The organism is Streptomyces sp. NRRL S-31 (assembly GCF_000718775.1).
In the GTDB taxonomy this organism is placed as follows: domain Bacteria; phylum Actinomycetota; class Actinomycetes; order Streptomycetales; family Streptomycetaceae; genus Streptomyces.
In genome coordinates, this window is record NZ_JOCB01000306.1 from 1 (window position 1) to 228 (window position 228).

Below are 228 nucleotides of genomic sequence, written 5' to 3' on the forward strand. Positions count from 1 at the left end.
GACATCCAGCACTACCTCGACACCGACGACGTCACCATCGCCGCCGTCAACGGCCCCACCAGCATCGTCCTCTCCGGCACCGAAGCATCCATCACCGCCATCGCCCAACTCGCCACCGACGCCGGACTACGCACCAAACAACTCACCGTCTCCCACGCCTTCCACTCCCCCCTCATGGACCCCATGCTCGAGGACTTCCGCACCACCCTCGACACCCTCACCTTCCAC

Annotated in this window: 1 protein-coding gene; it reads left to right on the forward strand. The window is 64.9% G+C overall.

Features of this window, described 5'->3' with window-relative positions; all coding sequences use genetic code 11:
• On the forward strand, window positions 1-228 hold a 228-nt coding region (locus tag IF37_RS40580; protein ID WP_037858581.1), incomplete at both ends, for an acyltransferase domain-containing protein.